Below are 14,509 nucleotides of genomic sequence, written 5' to 3' on the forward strand. Positions count from 1 at the left end.
TCACCGTACAGACCATGGCCTGGAGGCCAGGGAATCGGTGGTTCCTCTTCAGCTTGCTTCGAGCAACTGGCGCAACTTGGGTTCCAGGAGGCTGAAGGCCTTGCCGCGGTGGCCATGCTGCTTTTTCTCCGCCAACGGCATCTCCGCGAAGGTGCGGCCGGTTCCAGCAACTTCGAAGATCGGGTCGTAGCCGAAACCCTGATCTCCCCGGGGTGCGGCCGTGATCAAGCCGTCGCAGCGACCTTCCACCTCCAGCAGGATGGTGCCGTCTGGGGCGGCGACACAGAGCGCCGCGCAGAAATAGGCCCGGCGTTGGTCTGAGCCCTTCAGGGCCTCCAGCAGCCGGGCAATGCGTTCCGGGTCGGTGGGGGCGTAGCGGGCGGAATGAACACCCGGAGCGCCATCAAGCGCATCAACGCTGAGGCCTGAATCGTCGGCCAGGGCCCATTCCCCTGTGGCGGCGGCAACAGCTTGAGCCTTGAGCCGGGCGTTGGCGGCAAAGGTGGTGCCTGTCTCCTCCACCTCCAAGCATTCTGGCTGGGGTTGCACGCTGACGGGCAGGGCCTGCAGCAGACCCTGGAATTCACGAATCTTGCCGGCGTTGCCGCTGGCGATCACAAGGGTCTTCATGCGGCCTCCGCAAACTGTCGGGCCCAAGCGAGAACCTCGTTCACCCGCTCGGCATCCGGCCCTTCGCAGTAGAGCCGCAGCAGCGGTTCCGTGCCGGAGAAGCGCAGCATCAGCCAGTGGTTCGGTCCCATCCTCAGTTTGATCCCGTCGGTGCCGATCACCTCCAGCACGTCTGCGCCGGCGACGGTCGAGGGCGTGCTCTGGTCCAGCCGCATCTCGAGCCGTCGGCGTGCCTCCATGTCGGCCAGGCGCAGGTCGAGTCGGTCGTAGTGACTGCTGCCTCCATGTTGTTGCTGGAGTGCATCCAGACGCGCACCCAGGGGTTGCTTTCCTTCCACCAGGGCTTCCAGCACCAGCATCGCCGCGAACAGGGCGTCCCGCTCGGGCAGGTGCATGCCGAAGCCCACGCCACCGGATTCTTCGCCGCCGATCAGCACATCCCCGGCCAGCATCTCTGCGGCGATGTACTTGAAGCCCACCGCGAGCTCCAGAACCTTGCGTCCCTGGGCCTCCGCCACCAGCCGCATCAGATCCGAGCCGCTCACGGTCTTGACCACGGCGCCCGGCAGCTGGCGGGCTCGGGCCAGGTGATCGATCAACAGGGGCATCAGCAGCTGGGTGCTGCAGAACCGGCCGGTTTCATCCACGGCCGCGATGCGGTCACCATCGCCGTCGAACACCAATCCCACCGCAGGAGTTCCGGCGGCCGTTGAGGCTTTCACGGCCGCGATCAACCCCCCGAGGTAGGGCGCCAGGGGTTCCGGCGGATGACCGCCAAACAAGGGATCACGTTCGCTGCGGATCTCTTCCACAACGCCAGCGGCTTCGGGGCCGAGCAGCTCCGTCACACAGCCGGCGGCTGATCCATGCATCGGATCGACGATCACCTTGAGGTTGATGGCCCTGAGGCCGTCAACCAGGGCACTGAGGTCCAACTTGCGGCGCAGTCCTTCCAGATGCTCGCCGCGCCCATCAAACCGGGGGACTTCCGCCTTGATCGGTGCCGTGATGCCGCCGGCCGCCAGACGTCGTTCGACAGCGGCCGTGAAGTCTCCCTCGACCGATCCACCAAAGGGCCCTTTGATCTTCAGCCCCAGCCATTCCGGTGGGTTGTGACTGGCGGTGATCACCAACGCTCCCAGGGCTTTGCGCTCCACCACGGCCCAGCTGCAGGCCGGCGTGGGCACAGCGGTGTCTGTGAGCAGGGGTTCCAGTTCACAACCCCGCACAGCGGCTGCGATGGCTTCCGCCAGTTCTGGAGCCAGAAAGCGCCGGTCGTAACCGATCACCACCGTTCGGCTGTTGAGACCTTCTGGGGCGCGATGGGCGAGCTCCTGAGCCGCGGCAGCGGCAACGGGCAACAACCGCTCAACCGTGATGTCGACGCCGGTGATCCCGCGCCAGCCATCGGTGCCGAACTTGATCGGAGCTGGACTCAGAGGGAGGGGAGCCGATGCCATGGCACAGCCTGCACTTCAGTGGATCTAGCAGCTGGCAGCCGTAGGGTCGGCGGATGGGTGACACCCCGGCTGCTGACAACGCTCTCACCGACCGGTTGCTGCGCAGTTGGCTGCGTTGCCGTCGCAAGGCCTGGCTCGATCGCCACGGGAATCCTGCCGAGCGGCGTTGGACGGCCCATCGCAATCTCCTGCTGGACGACCAGCAGCGCTGTTTTGTGGCCTTGCTGCCCCGCAAGCCTGGCCATGGCATCGCCGCCTGTGCTGCCGGAGCCGAGGCCGTGGTGGGTCTGCGCCTGAAGGGGGTTGGCCCATCCGGTGAGCCGTTGGAGGCACACCCTCCACTGCTGCGGCGGGTCAAGGGGAAGAGCCGCTGGGGTGACTTCGCCTATCAACCGGTGCTGGCCCGTCAGGGCCGCCGCACCACCCGGGAACATCAGCTGCCGCTGGCACTGATGGCCTTGTTGCTTGAGCAGCATCAGCAGGGGGACGTTCCGTCGATGCTGGTGCTCGGCGGTGGTGGCCGGCGCCTGGAACAGGAGCGGCTGCATCTCTCCAGTGGTTTGCGCCGACAGCTGTCGGAGGGGCTGCGCAAACTGCGCTCTGACCTCGAGAGCCCGGTTCCTCCTCCGCTGGCCGCTGACCGGCGCAAGTGCTCACTTTGCAGCTGGCGTGTCGCCTGCAATGCCGTGGCGGCGGAGGAAGGGCATCTGAGCGAGGTCAGCGGCATCGGCGCCAAGCGGCGCGAGATGTTGCTGGAGCTTGGGATTCGCGGCTTGTCCGATCTCGCCGCGGCTGATCCGTTGCAGCTCGCCAAGCAGCTGCAGCGTTTTGGGGATCAGCATGGTGAGGTGGCCGCATCCCTGGTGGCTCAGGCCCGGGCGCAGCGGGATGGACGTGTGGAGCGTTTGGATGCCTCAGCGGCACTGCCGGAACTGCAGGACTGTCCTGGTGTGCTGCTCTACGACATCGAATCCGATCCCGACGCCCGTCACGACTTCCTTCACGGTTTTCTGGTGTTGCCCAGAACCAAAAGCGGAAATTGGGATCTGGAATCCGTGGCGTATCACCCGATCCTGGCCCTGGCGGAGCATGGTGAAGCCCGTTGCTGGCTTCGTTTGCAGCGGTTGCTGAATCGCTATAGGGGTTGGCCGATCCTCCACTACGGGGAGACAGAAAGCCTGGCCTTAAGGCGTATGGCTGAGCGGCAGGGTGCTGCCGAGGCCGAGGTGCTGCAACTTCGTCAGCGGTTGGTGGATGTGCATGCCCGGGTCAGACATCACTGGCGCCTACCCCTGGCCAGTTATGGCCTCAAGGCCGTGGCTGTTTGGAAGGGGTTCCAATGGAGTCAGGCCGGTGTGGATGGTGCCAGGGCCCTGCTCTGGTGGCGGCAGTGGCAGGGGGAGGGGTCCGATCGACGCGGCACCAGGCACGGGCTGCGCTGGATCTTCGATTACAACCGCGACGACTGCCTGGCCACCTGGGCCGTAGCCGACTGGTTGCTTGAACAGGATCAGGCGTCGGGATCCTGAAACGCCTCAGGTTGACGGATCTGGAGCTGTTCTCCGTTGGGACCTTCCAGCGTTGGACTGGCCAGGCACTGGCGGCGCACCAGGGCCAGCCCAAGCCAAGTGCCATCGCGTTCGAGCGCACTGGTGATCACCCCGGCTCGCTCGCCATCCAGCGTGAGCTTGGCGGCGGCCGCCAGCGGACTGGGGCAGCTCCAACAGCGCAGCTGTTGCTTCACCCCTGCCTGGCCGATGAGTTTGGCCATGGTCTCCTGGCCGAGGTAGCAGCCTTTTTCAGTGCTGACCTGAGCGATGAGTCCCAACTCCAGGGGGTTGGTCTCGCCATTGAGCTCACCGGGTCCCGGTGGGAATCCGCTTTGGAGCCGCCATTGCTCCAGAGCCGTCGCGGTGGCGGCTGCCCCTGATGCCCAGGGCTCCGGCAGGGCCGCATCCGGATCGCACCACACGGCTGCAGCGTTGGGCTCGAGCCACTGCAGTCGGCGCAACTGGCCCAGGGGTTGGAGGCGAACCCGATCGGCTGGAAAGATCACCTGATCAAATCCAGCGTGAACGGCAGAGGCCTCTCCCGCCAGAACGATCACATCGGCCCCCTCTGCATCGAAACGAAGTTCCAGCACGGCCCGCAAGCGTCCCGTTGCGGTCAGCCAGCAGGTCTGAAGCAGATCCCCGGATTGGAGTGCGTTGAGGTCAGCACTGGTCTGCCCCTGAAGAAACTGGCGTGCTCCGCTGCCGTTCAAGCGCAGCCAGGGGACATGGGCGTCCCAAAACAACTTGCTCATGCCGGCGTGAAGGCGGCGATTTCAGACAGCTTGAACAGGCTGATCAGTTCAAGATTTTCAGCCATCATCGCAGCGTCACCCCCTTCTTCCCGGTCGACGATGGTGACGACCCGCTCCACCTTGTAGCCGGCGTCGCGCAGCTGCCGAACCGCCTTGAGGGATGAGCCTCCTGTGGTGACAACGTCTTCCAGCACGGTGATGCGTGCCCCGTGGGCAGGGAGCGGACCCTCCAGCCAGGCACCGGTGCCGTGGCCTTTGGCTTCCTTGCGCACGATCAGCGCATCAAGCTCCCGACCTTGATCGGCGGCGGCCATGGCAACACCGCTCACCAGTGGGTCTGCTCCGAGGGTGAGACCAGCCACGGCCAGCGCATCGGCCTCCAGGTGGGTGAGCATCGCCCGGCTGATCAGGGCCAGGCCGGAACCGCTCAGGCTCACGGGTTTGCAGTTCACGTAGTGCTCGCTCTTGCGGCCTGAGGCCAGGGTGAAGTCTCCGCGTCGGTAGGCCAGGGTGGCCAGACGGTTCAGCAGTTGCTCCCGCTCAGTCGGGACACTCGACGATTCAGACATGGGACTGGCCGCGCTTCGCAGATGTCCTTAGTTTGCGCTTAGAGCTGATTCCTCCGGTGCTGCTGCGGTCGTTCTTTGGTTCGAGCCTGCTTCTGCTCGCCGGCCCATCGGTGTTGGCGGGTCCGTTGGTCTGCACCACCAGTGTCGAGGCGCCTCCGCCCGGCAGTGGTTCAGCTCCCGTCGAAGTCACGGTGTGCCACCCCACGGAGACCACCAGTGAGCTGGTCAACCGTCGCTTCTACACCTGGACCTCGCCCATGGCCCGGGGCGTGGACCCCCTGCATCAATTGACCGATGTTCTGGGGATTGCAGTTGGCGGCATCGAGGGGAATCGGGTCATGGGATTCGGCTTCCCTGACCAGACGCTGATCTGGGATGGGTCTGCACTTCAGAACACGACGGGAGCTCTGCTGGAGGAGCAGAGTCCGCCGCTGCCGATGCGAACCATGGATATCTCAAGCGGTTTCAACGACAGCCTGGCGGCCACCGAGACCATCGAAGCCGTGCCGGATGCGCCCTCAGACGATCACTTCCCAGGCGTGACTCCCCTGTGGTAACACTCTCCCCATGGGGGTCTAGCAATCTGGTGAATGCAGCGAACTCATAATTCGCCTAAGGCGAGTTCGATCCTCGCGACCCCCATTCCCCCCTGTTGATGCGGCTTCTTCTGCTGGCTGTTCTGCTGGTTCTGCCGGCCTTCTTCGCGGCTGCAGAGGTGGCCCTGCTGCGGCTACGCCCCAGTCGCGTTGAAGTGCTCGTTGAGGAAGAGCAGGCCGGGGCCCGTTCCATCCAGCGTCTTCAGCGACGCCTGCGGCGCGCTCTGCTGGTGTCTCAACTGGGTGCAACCCTTGCTCTGGTGGCCCTTGGCTGGGCTGGCCGTGGTCTGGGGGGGCGGCTCTGGTCGGATGGTTCTGTGGGTGTCGCTTGGCGCGACACAGCCTTGTTCCTCAGCATCGTGTTGCTGGCGACGCTGGTGGCTGGTTTGCTGCCCAAGGCCTGGGTGTTGAACCGTCCGGAATCCTCGGCGCTTCGCCTGGTGCCGCTGCTGGAGGTGGTGATGCGCTGCCTGGCCCCACTCCTCAATCTGCTTGAGGCGCTGGCGGGCCTGTTGATGCGCCTGCTTGGCCTGGCTCCCCAATGGGATGTGCTGGTGCCAGCCCTTTCCGCTGGTGAGCTGGAAACCCTTGTGGAATCTGGACGGGTCACGGGGTTGTTCCCGGATGAGAAGAACATCCTGGAAGGTGTCTTCGCCCTGCGGGACACCCAGGTGCGGGAGGTGATGGTGCCGCGCTCCGGGATGGTCACCCTGCCGGCCACGGTCCGTTTTGCGGAAATGATGGAGGCCGTGCACCACACCCGTCATGCCCGCTTTCCGGTGATCGGCCAGTCGTTGGATGACGTGCGTGGCGTGCTGGATCTGCGTCAGATGGCCGAACCGATTGCACGGGGTGAGCTCCAGGCCGATTCGTTGCTTGAGCCCTATCTCCAGCCTGCGGTGCCCGTGCTGGAGACCTGCACGCTGGCGGAACTGCTGCCGATGATCCGCAGCGGTCAGCCGCTCCTGTTGGTGGTGGATGAGCACGGCGGCACTGAGGGTCTGGTGACCGCAGCTGATCTCACCGGAGAAATCGTTGGTGATGAGGATCCAGCCGAGACCGATGAACCGGATCTGATCGAAGAGAAGGACTGCCCCGGTGCCTGGCTGGTGGCCGGAGACCTGGAGATTTTCGAGCTCAATCGACAGCTCAATCTCGATCTGCCCGAGGCCGATGACCATCACACTCTGGCGGGCTTCCTGCTGGAGCGGCTCCAGCACATTCCGTCCGCGGGGGAAGGGCTTCATTTCAACGGCCTGCAGTTCGAGATCACAGCCATGGCAGGGCCGCGGATCGAGCGGGTCCGGCTTGTTCTCCCCAGCTCAGAGGAAGATTCCGACTGAGGGCCGATAGTCTTCCCCCAATTGACCGCCTGCGCTGATGTCTCCCGACCCCATGGCCCCAGTCAAGGTCGGGGTGATCGGCATCGGCAACATGGGCTGGCACCACGCGCGGGTGCTCAGCCTTCTGCGGGATGCTGATCTGGTGGGCGTCGCGGATCCGGATGCTGAGCGCGGCAAGCTCGCCACTGAGCAATTCGGCTGCCGCTGGTTCGCCGACTACAACGCCATGCTCTCGGAGGTGGAGGCCGTCTGCATCGCGGTCCCCACGCTGCTGCACCATCCCGTCGGTCTGGCTTGCCTGCGTGCGGGTGTGCACGTTCTGATTGAAAAGCCGATTGCGGCCAGTCAGGACGAGGCCACTGCACTGATCGAGGCCGCTTCAGCGGCGGGGTGTCTGCTGCAGGTGGGCCACATCGAGCGGTTCAACCCTGCCTTCCGTGAGCTCACCAAGGTGGTGGCCAACGAGGAGGTGGTGGTTCTTGAGGCGCGTCGCCACAGCCCCCACTCTGATCGGGCCAATGACGTCTCTGTGGTGCTGGATCTGATGATCCATGACATCGACCTCGTGCTGGAGCTGGCAAAGGCACCGGTGGTACGGCTTGCCGCTGCCGGTGGTCGCAGTGCCGAAGGCCCGATCGATTACGTCAACGCCACGTTGGGTTTCGAGAACGGTGTTGTGGCCAGCCTGACGGCGAGCAAGATGAGCCACCGAAAAATCCGCAGCCTCAGTGCCCATTGCCGTTCGAGCCTGGTGGAGACGGACTTCCTCAACCACACCCTGCACATTCACCGCCGGGCCCACGAGTGGTATTCCGCTGATCACGGCGAGCTGCTGTATCGGAATGACGGCTTCATCGAGGAGGTGAGCACCACCTCGATCGAACCGCTCTATGCCGAGCTCGAGCACTTTCTGCAGTGCGTTCGCGGCCGGGAGACCCCTGCGGTGGATGGTCTTCAGGCCTCGCGGGCTCTCAAGCTGGCAGACCTGATCGAGCAGGCCGTTGAACACCCGGATACGGGAGCGCCCCTGTGCGCACCGATCTGAGGGCTTTCACTGGGATTACACCAGCCCCTGCTCTTCGGCCAGTTCCCGCAACGCCGTGACCTGCCAGCGGCGGCAGTCACCGGGTGAGGACCGATAAAACTGCCCCCAGGCCTGGGCCTTGTATTGCGGGTAGTTCTCTGGACGAAGAGAGGGATGGCTCTGCTGCCAGCCCACCCTGACGGCATGACCGATCACCACGTCGAGGGCCAGGTCATCCTCGAAGCGCACCTCTGGATTGGCTTCGACAAAGGCCATCAGCGAAAGCAGGCATTCGCTGCAGAGTTGTCGGTATTCCGGTGCCTTGATCCGACTGAGCAAATGGTCGACCTGGGCAGCAAAATTGCGCTCCCCTGGCGTCTTCTCGAGGATGAGGCTGCTGTTGAGGCGATTGCGCCGCTCCAGCTTGTCGCCAATCACCAAGCCGCGGCAGTGCTGCAGCAGCGACCAGATCCCGGCATAGAAATCGCGGGGAACTTTCTGGAAGGAACCCAGGCGGACGCGGTGTTGAAGCCAATCCCCACCCCCCGGTGTTTCCTCCAACGGGTCAGGCACTGACCACTGCACCCGGCCGCTCACGTGCAGCTGTTCGCCGCGTTGCAGGGCTGCTCTGGCATGGTCCACATCGGCGAGCACGGCGCGCAAGCGCTTGCGAATCGCATGGGGTGCTTCGCTGCAGAGGGCTTCAAAGGCTTCGTCCTGACTCAGCGTTTTCTCCACGGCCAGTTCTGATGTGAGCAGCAGCATCAGCTGCCCCAGCTGCAGGGTGAGGCTCCCCTTCAGCAGCGCTGGCTCCCGCCGCGCCACGCTGTCGAGGGCGAGCAGGAGTTCCTGTTCGAGCATGCGTTCACGGCCGTCGATTCCGCTGGTGGTTTCAATCCGTTCGGCGATGGCGGCACTGTCCATCGGCTGACGCAGCCGGGAGTCGCCGGTGTAGTTGCGCCCCACCACCACCTGTTTCTGGCGCACGAGGAGATCGGTGAGGGCATCTTCGAGTTGGGGATGCACCATCCCCATGGCGCCAGCACAGCGCCGCACCACATTCCAGTCTTCACAACGCAATCCCCGTTGATAGACCTCCTCAAGCAGGGTGCGCAGGGCCACCGGATGGCCCTCGGGGCTGTGTTGAATCCCCTGGGAGCCGAGACGCCGTTGCAGCAACTCGAGCACTTCGGCCTGTTCATGCAGCAGCGCACTGTTCCAGAGGCGCTGGCTCAATTGTTCGATCGGTGTGTCATCCAGCTCCTGCTCCTCTGCGGCGGTCAGATCCCGTAGATCGGTGGCGTCGCGCAGAAGCGGCTTGGCTGGCTCCGAGCATGGAACCGGTTTCTGTTGAAGCGGCGGCAGCTGCACCTCCTGCGCCTGATCCACCAGTTCACTGAGGCAGCCCAAGCGGACGGGGATGCTTTCAATGACGCCGCTGCCGAGTTGCCGGGCCAGTTTGAGGATGACGTCGCGGTGCTGCTGCAGTGCTGCGTCGCGAATGGGGATCACCAGAAGGGGATGTCCCCTGCCGCGCCAGTGTCGTTGCAGCAGATGCAGCTCGTCCACAACGGTCTCCAGCAGCTCCTCCGGGTCATCGGCCAGATAGCTGCTGACGTCTTCCAGCACGGACGGGGTGAACACACTGATGGCGCCGTCCTGGCGGTAGACCCGAGCCGTGTCTTCGGTTTCCACCCGGTGCCCGGGGCGCCCAGTGAGCTCAAGCCGCGGATTGGTGCCGGCGGCTTTCAACCGTTGCTTCAGCTCGTCGGACGACTGCACGGAAATCACTGAGGTTGGATCGATCGGCACCTCGGCGGCCAGCAGCGCCTGGCGCACGTCATCCGTCTCCGCAGCCATTGCCACAAGAACAGTCTCGGCGCCGAGCGGCTGCGGCTCCCTGCGGCAACAGGGGTCAATGTCCTCGGGACGGATCAGATCGTCCAGCAGCATTTCCCCGAGCCACACCAGGCTCTGGGTCCAGATCAGCGGCAGGTTGGTGTTGGCCACCCGCTTTTGGCTGCCTGGATTGAGCCGTTCCTGATCGACGGCACTGGCCGGCACCTGATAGAGCTCGGGGTAGAGACGTTCGCCGTCCTGTTCAACGGCCAGCGTCTTGAGCTGGCTGTGCAGTTGCCGGGCCTCGTCCCAGCGCCTTTCGCAGCAGGCGGTGACCAGTTCGAAGGCCAGAAACAACGGCCACTCCGACTCGATCCCTTCAAAGGCGGCGAGCTCCTCCGGTTCGTAGTGCAGGCGGTTGACGTCTTCCACTGCCGTCTGGTGACCATCCCGGAGGAAGCGTTTGTAGCCGTAGGACCCGCCGAGTTCCCGTCGTATCCGACGGCCGGTGCGCTCCGCCAGGGCGGCATCCTCCACGGCCCAGGCGGGATAACCAATCACCGAGAGGCAGGCACTGTCTGCTTCCTTGCTGGCGGATTCCCGCGGCAGGAGCCCTTGCAAGGCGCGCCGGAGCCGTGCGATGGCCCCCTGAGGAATCAGCAGGATGCAGCTGCCGTCGCCATGGGGGCCGTAGAGGTCAAGCCCATCGAGTGCTTCCAGGGCGGCTTTGGCCATGCCGATGGAGCTGGCATTGCGCTCCGGCAAACCATGGTTGCCTTTGTCGCCCCGTTCCCAGATCCCGTAGTCGGGAGTGCGGTAGGCCCTGGCGATGTAGTGCACCAGGTTTTGAAGGAAATCCACTTCGTCACGGCTTTGCACCACCGCGCAGCCGCCCTTGGTCAACTGCGCCAGCTGCAGCAGAAACAGGGAGGTGGCATCGAGTTGGAGATGTCCCCAGGCGTCGTCAGCCACCACCGGCTCGCCGGTGCAGCTGTCGTATTTGGCGTGAAGGGCGTCGAGGGGGTTAAGGCTCTCTTTGAAGCGCTCCACCTTCTCGGCCTGCCGCATCATCGAGCGCATCAGGCCGCGCATGAGGGCCACCACCCGCTGCTCCAGCTCCCAGGCGCGCAGGCTGTTTTGCCCCTGCTCACGGCGGTGGGCCAGGGCCAGCCCCCAAACGCACTGCACCGAATAGACGCAGTCCCGCACCCAGGCATCGCCGTAGTTGCCATGGATGGTGTGCGCGGTGCTGGCGGGGAGCAGGCCGCTGATCGGGTCCTGCCGATCGAGAACCACCCGTTGGATGGATTGATCCAGACGCTGAAGGGTCGTGGCGTTGTTCTGCGGAAGGGTCTCCGTCGTCGTCACAACCATGCCCTCATCCATTACCGCCCCTAAATTCTCCAACGCAGCCCCATGGCCATGGACTCTGTCAGCACCGCCCCCGACGACCGTCGCCGCTGCCAGGTGCTCGGCGTGCCTGTGGATGCCTGCCGTGATGTCTGTGCTGCTGCACTCGGTCTGCATGCCCGGGGCGGCGGACGCATCGTCACCCTCAACGCTGAGATGACGATGTTGGCTCGGGCCGATGCCGCTCTGGGGCAGGCGATCGGAACCGCTGATCTGGTGATCCCGGATGGAGCGGGAGTGGTCTGGGCCCTGGGCCGTCAGCAGATCCGGGTCGTTAAAACAGCGGGCATCGAACTGGCCTGGACCTTGCTGGAGTACGCCGCCGCCCACCAATGGCGCGTGGCGCTGGTGGGTGCATCACCTGAGGTGATGGCAACACTGCGTGCGGAGTTGCCGCAATGCATCCGTGGGCTCAACCTGGCTCTCGCGGTGGACGGTTATCAAGCTCCCGAGACCTGGCCGGGCGTTGAGGCTCAGCTCAAGGCGTTGAAGCCGGATCTCGTTCTGGTGGCCCTGGGGGTGCCGCGCCAGGAAACCTGGTCCGAACGCGTGGCGGCCGGCCAGCAAGGACTGTGGATGGGTGTCGGCGGCAGTTTTGACGTCTGGGCCGGCATCAAAAAACGTGCCCCCGGCTGGATGTGCCGGATTCAACTTGAATGGCTCTATCGCCTTGTACAGGAGCCATCACGCTGGCGACGAATGCTGTCGCTGCCAGCGTTTGCTTTGAAGGTGATCCGGATGGGCTGAGGCTTCAGCGGAAGCCCACAGAGGCCTGCCAAACGAAGGCGAGGAGCAGGAAGAAGACCGGGATCAACGGGAGAATGTCGATCAGAGGAGAGAAGGCCTGATAGGCCTCGGGCAGCTGTGCCAGCAGGTCGAGGGTGAAGGCGGCCATCCCTTGCATCAAAAAGGCGTTGGGCTGGACGCTACCACGTGTGATGGGCTGGCGAGTCTGGCTCCCAGGGAGCGAAATCCTCTGAAAAACAGCCGTCGCGAATCGCTTGTGCCATGGCCGAGGTGAAACGCACCAGATGGGTGATGTTGTGAATGCTCAACAAGGTGAGGCCCAGAAGCTCCTCGCTGCGAATTAGGTGATGCAGGTAGGCCCGGGTGTGACCGGTGCAGGCCACACAGGAGCAGCTCGGATCCAGGGGGTTGTGGTCGTGGCGGAAGCGTGCATTGCGCAGGTTCCAACGTTCACCGCCCACCAGGGCGGTGCCATGACGGCCGAGTCGGGTGGGCAGGACGCAGTCGAACAGGTCGATCCCGTTGGCCACGGCAATGGCCATCTCGCGCAGGGTGCCGATGCCCATCAAGTAGCGCGGTTTGTGTGAGGGAAGCAGGGGCGTGACATCCCGCACGATGCGATGCATCTCCTCAGCTGGCTCACCAACGCTGACGCCACCGACGGCAATGCCCGGTAGATCAAAGGAGGCGACGGCCATGGCACTCTCCCGCCGCAGATGGGGGAAACAGCCGCCCTGAACGATGCCGAACAGCGCTTGATCCTCGCGGGTGTGGGCGGTGACGCAGCGCTCGAGCCAGGCATGGGTGCGGCGACAGGCGTCGATGACGTCGTTCTCCTTCGCCGGATAAGGCGGGCACTGGTCGAAGGCCATAGCCACATCCGCCCCGAGGGCCATCTGGATTTGGGTGGCATGTTCCGGGGTCATGTCGATGGTGCGTCCATCGCGGGGGTTTCGGAACACCACCCCACGGTCATCGATCCTGTTCAGGTCTCCCAGGCTGAACACCTGAAAGCCGCCGGAGTCGGTGAGCATCGGGCCGTTCCAGCCCATGAACCGGTGCAGGCCACCGGCCGCCGCCACGATCTCCTCCCCCGGTTGCAAGTGCAGGTGGTAGGTGTTCGAGAGCACCATCTGGGCTCCCGTGCGCCCGAGCTGCTCCGTGCTGATGCCCTTGACGGTGGCCAGGGTTCCCACCGGCATGAAGCGTGGTGTGTGCACCGGCCCATGCGGGGTCTCAAAGGTGCCGCACCGTGCTGATGTGTTGGCGCAATGCGCGTTGATCTCGAAGCCGAACACGACTGATCCGCCTCTGCATTGACCCTACGGTGAGGGCCGATTGCATCACTCGCGCCATTCCCAGGATCGTTCCGCCCTGGCTTTCCGATCTGGCGGGAGCCTGGATCTTCTACACGGTGCTGCCCGCATGGCCCTGGCCGCAGCCCTCGTTTCAGCGTATTGCTCGCTTCGCCCCCTGGATGGGGCTGCTGATCGGTGCGTTGCAGGGGCTGCTCTGGATCGGTCTGTCCAGGCTCTCCTGGCCTCCGGTGGCCTGTGCCCTTTGCGTGGTGGCTCTCGGCATCCAGCTCAGTGGTGGCTTGCACCACGACGGCCTGATCGACACGGCGGATGGCCTTGGGGCGCCAGCGGAGCGGCGGCTCGAGGCGATGGAGGACAGCCGGGTGGGCGCGAGTGGTGTGCTTGCTCTCGTGATGGTGCTGCTGCTGCAGGTTGCGGCATTGATCCAGCTGGGGGGGCAGGCCCCGCTCGGGCTCTGCCTGGCGGCGTTCTGGGCCCGGGTGGCACCGCTCTGGGCCATGGCACGGTTCAACTACCTCCGCGCTGCTGGAACCGCGGCGTTTCATCGCGAGCACGGCAGGCCGCTCTGGGATGCCCTGCCCTCACTTCTGGTGGTGGTTCTCTTGGCCGGTTGGGTGGGGGCCATGCCCCTTCTCCTGGGGGGCGTGGTGGCGATCCTTGTCGCCCAGAGCCTTGGGCGACGATTGGGGGGGCACACCGGTGACAGCTATGGAGCAGCTCTTGTGCTCACCGAGATGATCACGTTGTTGGGTCTGGCCTTGCTCCTGCCGGCCAGCTGAGGACGAATGCATTGCCCTGAGCGGGCAGATCCGGAGCGATTGTGGAAGGCTCCACGCAGAGCGTAAGCTTGCGGCCCTGCTGCTCCGCCAGGGAGCGTGCAAGGGCGAGCCCAAGGCCGGTGCCCGCCCGGTCCTGTCCGGTGGACCCCCGTGCTCCCCGCTCGAAAATCAGGTCGCGCTCCTCAAGGGGGATCGGCGGCCCGTTGTCCCAGACGCATAGCCCATCGGGCAACAGGCATAGCCCCACGCTGCAGCCCGCTGGGCTGTAACGGAAGGCATTCTCAAGGAGGTTGGCGACGATCTCCGCGATCGTTCCGTCCTGGGACGGTTGATCAATCCACTGGGGCCACAGGTCTGGTCCCCGCCAGGGGCGGCCCTGCAGGCTTGCCGTCGCTTCCGCCCGCTCCAGCAGAGGCATCAGCAGGGTTTGCATGGTGGCCTCACCTTCGGCAGGCCCGGGGGGCAACAGGGTGGGGCCAAGGGGGTCC

14 protein-coding genes and 1 tRNA gene are annotated in these 14,509 nt (G+C 64.8%); 7 read left to right on the forward strand and 8 right to left on the reverse strand.

What is annotated here, in order from left to right:
- Positions 1-48 precede the first annotated feature (48 nt).
- Both rdgB and NCN05_RS04010 read right to left on the reverse strand, forming a co-directional pair.
- Positions 49-630 (reverse strand): RdgB/HAM1 family non-canonical purine NTP pyrophosphatase, encoded by a 582-nt coding sequence (gene rdgB, locus NCN05_RS04005; protein ID WP_250397084.1) that lies wholly within the window; start codon positions 628-630, stop codon positions 49-51.
- Entirely contained in the window at positions 627-2,090 is a 1,464-nt protein-coding gene (locus tag NCN05_RS04010) for a phosphoglucomutase/phosphomannomutase family protein (protein WP_250397085.1), read from the reverse strand. Before NCN05_RS04010 ends, rdgB begins: the two co-directional genes overlap by 4 nt.
- Positions 2,091-2,143: 53 nt before the next feature.
- Here NCN05_RS04010 and NCN05_RS04015 point away from each other — a divergent pair, with 53 nt between their 5' ends.
- Positions 2,144-3,619, forward strand: coding sequence for a TM0106 family RecB-like putative nuclease (locus tag NCN05_RS04015; RefSeq protein WP_250397086.1), 1,476 nt, complete (start codon positions 2,144-2,146; stop codon positions 3,617-3,619).
- On the opposite strand, the gene ygfZ is transcribed toward NCN05_RS04015, so the two are convergent.
- Both ygfZ and pyrE read right to left on the reverse strand, forming a co-directional pair.
- A complete protein-coding gene (ygfZ, locus tag NCN05_RS04020; RefSeq protein ID WP_250397087.1) occupies positions 3,601-4,395 on the reverse strand; it encodes a CAF17-like 4Fe-4S cluster assembly/insertion protein YgfZ in 795 nt (264 codons plus the stop codon). The genes NCN05_RS04015 and ygfZ overlap by 19 nt on opposite strands.
- Entirely contained in the window at positions 4,392-4,964 is a 573-nt protein-coding gene (gene pyrE / locus NCN05_RS04025) for an orotate phosphoribosyltransferase (protein ID WP_250397088.1), read from the reverse strand. Before pyrE ends, ygfZ begins: the two co-directional genes overlap by 4 nt.
- 56 nt (positions 4,965-5,020) lie before the next feature.
- Here pyrE and NCN05_RS04030 point away from each other — a divergent pair, with 56 nt between their 5' ends.
- The 4 genes from NCN05_RS04030 (at position 5,021) to NCN05_RS04045 (ending at position 7,948) form a co-directional block, all read left to right on the forward strand.
- Positions 5,021-5,521, forward strand: a complete 501-nt coding sequence (locus NCN05_RS04030) for a hypothetical protein (RefSeq protein WP_250397089.1) — start codon at positions 5,021-5,023, stop codon at positions 5,519-5,521.
- Positions 5,522-5,533: 12 nt separating this feature from the next.
- A tRNA-Ile gene (locus tag NCN05_RS04035) sits at positions 5,534-5,606 on the forward strand.
- Positions 5,607-5,619: 13 nt separating this feature from the next.
- Positions 5,620-6,903, forward strand: coding sequence for a hemolysin family protein (locus NCN05_RS04040; protein WP_250397090.1), 1,284 nt, complete (start codon positions 5,620-5,622; stop codon positions 6,901-6,903).
- Positions 6,904-6,940: 37 nt separating this feature from the next.
- The gene (locus NCN05_RS04045; RefSeq protein ID WP_250397091.1) at positions 6,941-7,948 is read left to right on the forward strand and encodes a Gfo/Idh/MocA family protein; all 1,008 of its coding nucleotides are present in this window, start codon (positions 6,941-6,943) and stop codon (positions 7,946-7,948) included.
- Between the two features lie 15 nt (positions 7,949-7,963).
- On the opposite strand, the gene NCN05_RS04050 is transcribed toward NCN05_RS04045, so the two are convergent.
- Positions 7,964-11,140: a glycoside hydrolase family 15 protein gene (locus NCN05_RS04050; RefSeq protein ID WP_250397092.1), complete on the reverse strand. Its 3,177-nt coding sequence runs from the start codon at positions 11,138-11,140 to the stop codon at positions 7,964-7,966.
- A gap of 48 nt (positions 11,141-11,188) precedes the next feature.
- Between NCN05_RS04050 and NCN05_RS04055 the strand changes: the two genes are divergently transcribed.
- Positions 11,189-11,923, forward strand: coding sequence for a WecB/TagA/CpsF family glycosyltransferase (locus tag NCN05_RS04055; RefSeq protein WP_250397093.1), 735 nt, complete (start codon positions 11,189-11,191; stop codon positions 11,921-11,923).
- A 4-nt stretch (positions 11,924-11,927) separates the two neighbouring features.
- On the opposite strand, the gene NCN05_RS04060 is transcribed toward NCN05_RS04055, so the two are convergent.
- Together NCN05_RS04060 and tgt are read right to left on the reverse strand one after the other, a co-directional pair.
- On the reverse strand, positions 11,928-12,071 hold the full coding sequence (locus NCN05_RS04060) for a photosystem II reaction center protein K (protein ID WP_025362038.1): 144 nt from the start codon (positions 12,069-12,071) through the stop codon (positions 11,928-11,930).
- A 31-nt stretch (positions 12,072-12,102) separates the two neighbouring features.
- A complete protein-coding gene (gene tgt, locus NCN05_RS04065) occupies positions 12,103-13,221 on the reverse strand; it encodes a tRNA guanosine(34) transglycosylase Tgt (RefSeq protein ID WP_250397094.1) in 1,119 nt (372 codons plus the stop codon).
- Positions 13,222-13,250: 29 nt separating this feature from the next.
- On the opposite strand from tgt, the gene cobS reads away from it, so the two are divergent.
- Positions 13,251-14,021 carry an adenosylcobinamide-GDP ribazoletransferase gene (gene cobS, locus NCN05_RS04070; RefSeq protein ID WP_250397095.1) on the forward strand — a complete coding sequence of 257 codons (771 nt, stop codon included), beginning with the start codon at positions 13,251-13,253 and terminating at the stop codon, positions 14,019-14,021.
- Here cobS and NCN05_RS04075 read toward each other — a convergent pair.
- Positions 13,981-14,509, reverse strand: a 529-nt coding sequence (locus NCN05_RS04075; RefSeq protein ID WP_250397096.1) for a sensor histidine kinase, incomplete at its 5' end; no start/stop codon positions are given. The two genes, cobS and NCN05_RS04075, sit on opposite strands and share 41 nt — an antisense overlap.

The sequence above is a fragment of the Synechococcus sp. MU1651 genome (assembly GCF_023630635.1).
Taxonomy (GTDB): domain Bacteria; phylum Cyanobacteriota; class Cyanobacteriia; order PCC-6307; family Cyanobiaceae; genus Parasynechococcus.

Coding starts and splice junctions, on each gene's coding strand:
- pyrE (WP_250397088.1), bottom strand. CDS start 4,964: ATGTCTGAATCGTCGAGTGTCCCGACTGAGCGGGAGCAACTGCTGAAC.
- NCN05_RS04010 (WP_250397085.1), bottom strand. CDS start 2,090: ATGGCATCGGCTCCCCTCCCTCTGAGTCCAGCTCCGATCAAGTTCGGC.
- ygfZ (WP_250397087.1), bottom strand. CDS start 4,395: ATGAGCAAGTTGTTTTGGGACGCCCATGTCCCCTGGCTGCGCTTGAAC.
- NCN05_RS04040 (WP_250397090.1), top strand. CDS start 5,620: ATGCGGCTTCTTCTGCTGGCTGTTCTGCTGGTTCTGCCGGCCTTCTTC.
- NCN05_RS04055 (WP_250397093.1), top strand. CDS start 11,189: ATGGACTCTGTCAGCACCGCCCCCGACGACCGTCGCCGCTGCCAGGTG.
- rdgB (WP_250397084.1), bottom strand. CDS start 630: ATGAAGACCCTTGTGATCGCCAGCGGCAACGCCGGCAAGATTCGTGAA.
- NCN05_RS04015 (WP_250397086.1), top strand. CDS start 2,144: ATGGGTGACACCCCGGCTGCTGACAACGCTCTCACCGACCGGTTGCTG.
- NCN05_RS04045 (WP_250397091.1), top strand. CDS start 6,941: ATGTCTCCCGACCCCATGGCCCCAGTCAAGGTCGGGGTGATCGGCATC.
- NCN05_RS04050 (WP_250397092.1), bottom strand. CDS start 11,140: ATGGTTGTGACGACGACGGAGACCCTTCCGCAGAACAACGCCACGACC.
- NCN05_RS04060 (WP_025362038.1), bottom strand. CDS start 12,071: ATGGCCGCCTTCACCCTCGACCTGCTGGCACAGCTGCCCGAGGCCTAT.